Raw genomic sequence first — 4,612 nt, forward strand, 5'->3', positions numbered from 1 at the left:
CCATCGCGGCTCGGGTAGTCACCAGCCACCGCGTCCCATAACGGCGGCAAGCTCCAGCCCAGCGGGGCGGATGCTGGTGGCAAACCACATCGAGCTCAAGCGCCGGTCGACATGCACCGCCGGGTGCAGGCCGGTCTGCCCGCCCAGCAGTCGGGCCATCGCCAGGCCGGCGGCAGCGATGCTGGCGCTGGCCAGCTCGGTGACCGCAAAGGTCGAGGGCAGCGCACCTGCCGCGTGCAGGTGCAGGCCCTGCTGTGCGCTTGCGGGCAAGCCCAGTGCTTGGGTAATGCTGTCGAGCAGGTCACTCATGGTTGGCCCTCCGGGTGCAGGGGCCATTGCAGACCATCAGGGCCGATTGGTCAAACCTTGCGCGCCGGCAAAGCGCTCCGGGCGCGACCAGATCCACAGGTTGCCCAGGGCCATCCCGCCGATGCCGAGGAACACGGGCCAGCGCGGGCCGATGAACACCAGCATCAGGCAGGCGCACAGCAGCATGCTGAGCGTGGCGCTGACCTTGGCGCGGCGCTGGATCACCTTGCCGTTGCGCCAGTTGAGCAGGATCGGGCCGAACAATCGGTGGTTTTCCAGCCAGGCGCTCAGGCGCGGCGAGCTGCGGGTGGCGGCCCAGGCGGCGAGCAGGATGAATTCGGTGGTGGGCAGGCCGGGAATCACGATGGCCACCAGGCCGATCCCCAGGCTCACGTAGGCGAGCAGGCCGTAGAGTACGCGGGACAGTTTGGAGGCGGATGGGTGGCTCATGGGGTCCATTGACTGCATGGGGTGGGCCCGACCACTGCAGTGGCCGGGCACGGCTTCAGGCCAGCTCGGCCTTCGGCGCGGTGGCGTAGGCGTGTTTCAGCAACGCGGTGAAGCGTTCGAAGGCGGCCACTGCGCCCTGTTCGGCGGCGGCTTCTTCTTCGGCGTTCAGTTCAAGGCCATCGAGGATGCGCGTGAACTGCTTCCAGCCTTCGGCACGGCCACCGGCTGGCTCGCCCAGGTGGCGCGCGCCGAAGCTGTCCGACAGGCCCAGGCCGACGGCACGCTTGATCAGGAACGCAGCGCCCAGTTTGGAGCCTTCGGAGACGAATATCCAGCCCATCGCGGCGCCCAGGCTCGGGTGGGCCACGGCGCCCGGGAAGGCCGCGGGCACGGCGGTGTCGAGGTCGGTGAGGTCGAGGCGGGCCTGTTCGGCACGGCAGCGTTCGGCGAGGTCGGGCACGATGGCGATCAGTTGCGGGTCGGTGTACAGGGCCTGGAGCTCGGACTGGAACAGGTACTGGGCGACCACGAAGCGGGCGAAGCTCTCGCGGGTTTCGAACGGGGCATGGGATTTGACCAGCGTGTCGAGTTCACTGTGCGGGGCGTGGGTGAGCTGGTTGAGGCGCTGCGAGCGCAGGGCGGGGCGTTCGGCGGTAGCGGTCATGGGGCATCCTTGAGGAATGAGGGTGTCTTGAGTAACTGGGTCGTATGTAACTAGACGGTTGAGGCGCGCGGAAATAGTAAAAAAACAGGGCTGCCCTGCAGCCCCGTCGCAGGTCAGATGTCCCAGACCAGATTGATCGCGAAATTGCGGCCCGGCATGGTCAGGCGGTCCATGTTGGCCGGCTGGGTCACCGCGGCCTCGCCGACACCGTCGTAACCGCGTACGTCATCCCACAGCCAGTACTTCTTGTCGGTCAGGTTGTAGATGCCGGCGTTGATCGTGAGGTCGTCGCTGAGCTTGTAGAACCCGCTCAGGTCGAGCATGCCCAAGCCCGGGGTGCGGAACTGGCTGCTGGCCCCGTCGGGCGCCTTGAACTGGCTGTCGTCGACACGGGTCTTGCGCTTGACCAGGGTCCAGCTCAACAGGCCGCCATAGCGGTCCTGCTCGTAACCCAGGCCGAACACCCCCGGTCAGCGGGTTGACGCTGTTCAACGGCTGGCCGGTGTCGTCGTTGCGCCCCTGGGCATAGGCCAGCGAGCCCTGGGTATACAGGCCTTGCGGCGCGCCGAAGTGATCAAGGTTCAGGCGGCCCTTGAGCTCGGCGCCCTTGATGGTGGCGTGCCGGATGTTCTCGGCGCGAAAATCGAGGGCATCGTCACCGTTGAGCAGGGCATCTTCGTTGATGAAGTCGCGGTACTTGTTGTAGAACGCCGCGACGGCGAAGTTGCCTGCGTCGAAGTTACCGCGCAGGCCGATTTCGTAGCTCTTGCTCTTCTCGGGCTCCAGGTCCGGGTTGGGCTCGACCACATAGTTGCCCGCGAGGTTTTCGAAACGACCGTACAGCGCCTTGGCGGTCGGGGTGCGGAAGCCTTCGGCGTATTGTCCGTAGCCGGTGTAGTGGTCGTCGAACGCATAGGTCACGCCCAGCTTGGGCGACAGGCGGTGCCAGTTCTTCTGCTGGTCGTTGACCGTGGTGGTGGGGCCGGTCGGCAGGGTGGCCAGGAATGCCTCGGTCAGGTGTGGCTTGAGCTGGGTGTAGTCGTAGCGTGCCCCCGGCAGGAAGGTCCAGTCGTTCCAGCGGATCTCGTCCTGCACGAACAGGCTGTAGGTCGTGATGGTCGGGTCCGGGAAGTCGCTGACCAGTGGCTGGCCGCCCGAGGGGGCCGGCTGGCCGATCACGCACCCCATGCCGCTGCTCAGGCAGGTGGCTTCACCACTGCGCGACCCGGTGACTTTCTGCTGCTTGAATGTGGTGCCGTAGGTCAGCAGGTGCTCGCTGTCGCCCAGGCTGAAGGCCTTGTCCAGTTGTGCGTCGAGTACCCACTGGCGATCCTTGTAGGTGGTCTGGCGGGTGCGCAGGGTGGTGAAGGCCGGCGCATAGATCTCTTCGGTGGTCTGCCCGGTCTTGCCGATCTGGTAGTTCAGGCTCCACTTGAGGTTGTCGGCCAGCAGGCTGCCCAGCGCGAATTGGTGATTGATGCCGAAGCGTTCACGCGTGACGGTGTCGTTGCCGGTACGCGACTTGTACCAGTCGCGCGCACCCAGGCCGGGGAACCAGGGCCCGCCCACCGAGCTCAACTGGTTGGTGTCGCGATCGTCCTTGTAGCGCTCGTAGGTCAGCCCCAGCCGGGCGTCGTCGGCATAGTTCCAGCCCAGCTTGGCCAGTACGTTGGTGGTGCGCGCATCCTGTGGGTTGGCTTCGGTGCGTTCCAGCCCGTCGCCGCTGTGGCCACCGTACGACTCGGTCTCATGCCCGTTGCGCTGGCTCAGGTGCAGCAGGCCGTCGACGTCGCCCTGGCGCGCGGCCACGGTGGCCGAGCTCAGCCAGCTCTCGTCGCCGAGCTGTAGCCGGCCTTGAGGCGCGCACCGACGTCCTGGCCCGGCTTGATGATGTCGTCCGGGTCGAGGGTGAAGTAGCTGACCGCGCCGCCGATGGCGTTGCTGCCGTACAACACCGAGGCCGGGCCGCGCAGGATCTCGACGCGCTTGACGATCTCGGGGTCGACGTAATTGCGCTGAGTCTGGGCATAGGGGCCGTAGAAGTAGCTGTCGGGGATCGACACGCCGTCGATCTGGGTGAGTACGCGCTCGCCGTCGATACCGCGGATGTTGTAGCCGTTCAGGCCGCTGCGCTGGCCCACGCCGCTGACCGACACGCCGGGCTCGTAGCGCACCAGGTCCTTGATGCTGTTGACGTTGTTGCGGTCCAGTTGGTCGCGGCTCTGCACGCTGACGGTGCTGGGCACCTGGCTCACGTCCTGGGCGGTACGGGTGGCGCTGACGGTCACCTGCTGCAGGGTGATGGCATTGGAAACCGGACGTTCGATCACCACGTTGCCGGCGCCGAGCTTGCGGTAGTTCAGCTGGGTCCCGGCGAGCATCTGCTGCAGGGCCTTTTCCGGCGTCATTGCGCCGTTCACGCCAGGCGACGCCACGCCTTCGGCCAGTTCCGCCGACAGCCCGACCTGCCAGCCGGTCACCACGCTGAAGGCGTTGAGCGCCGATACCAGCGGCTGCTGGGCAATCGCGAAGCGATAGTCACCCATGCGCGGGGCGCTGGCCTGGGCCGGCTCGGCAGCCAGTGCGGGCAGGCTGCAGGCACCGCTGGCGAGCATGGCCAGGGTCAGCAGCGACAGCGTGCAGCGTTGTACGCGGGCTGGGCGGGGGGTGACTGAAGACCGGCGTGTGAAACCTGTGGGCATCGAAAAGCGCTCCCTGTCGCGCAAAGGTTATAGGTGCGGCTGATTCAAAAATAAGAATCAGTTGCATTGGCTATAACGAGACGTGTCACCCCAGGGCATCGCGTAAAAATACTTTCGAATCAGTTCAGAATCACCAGCGCCGGGTATTCCTGCACGCGTGCGGAGGTGATGTGGGCCAGTGAGCGCACGGCTTCGAGCGGCTGGTCGAGACGGTAGTTGCCGGTGACGGCGACGCTCTGCAGGCGCTCGTTGGTGCTGATGATCCAGCCTGGGTAGTAGCGCCCAAGCTCCGCCAGTACCTGGCTCAGCGGGCAGTTCTCGAACACCAGCCGGCCGTGCACCCAGGCCAGGTCCTTCTGCTGGTCGAGGCGCTCACGCTGGCCGAAACCGTCGGGCCCGACGCTGATGCTGTCGCCGGCGCTCAGGCGGATACGCTGGTCGCTGCTGGCCAGCAGGTCGACGTCACCGCGCGTGCACGCGCACCTGA

3 protein-coding genes and 2 pseudogenes are annotated in these 4,612 nt (G+C 66.3%); all 5 read right to left on the reverse strand.

Translation table 11 applies throughout. The features are described from left to right. Positions 1-309 (reverse strand): annotated as a pseudogene (locus G3436_RS24440) (CoA transferase); the annotation flags it as partial. A gap of 36 nt (positions 310-345) precedes the next feature. After that, entirely contained in the window at positions 346-759 is a 414-nt protein-coding gene (locus G3436_RS24445; RefSeq protein ID WP_163950456.1) for a YbaN family protein, read from the reverse strand. Positions 760-814: 55 nt separating this feature from the next. Then, positions 815-1,423, reverse strand: coding sequence for a biliverdin-producing heme oxygenase (locus G3436_RS24450; protein ID WP_163950458.1), 609 nt, complete (start codon positions 1,421-1,423; stop codon positions 815-817). Positions 1,424-1,536: 113 nt separating this feature from the next. Beyond that, positions 1,537-4,125 (reverse strand): annotated as a pseudogene (locus G3436_RS24455) (TonB-dependent receptor). A 119-nt stretch (positions 4,126-4,244) separates the two neighbouring features. Beyond that, on the reverse strand, positions 4,245-4,612 hold a 368-nt coding region (locus tag G3436_RS24460; protein WP_338001320.1), incomplete at its 5' end, for a FecR family protein.

It is taken from the genome of Pseudomonas brassicae (assembly GCF_010671725.1).
In the GTDB taxonomy this organism is placed as follows: Bacteria; Pseudomonadota; Gammaproteobacteria; order Pseudomonadales; family Pseudomonadaceae; genus Aquipseudomonas; species Aquipseudomonas brassicae.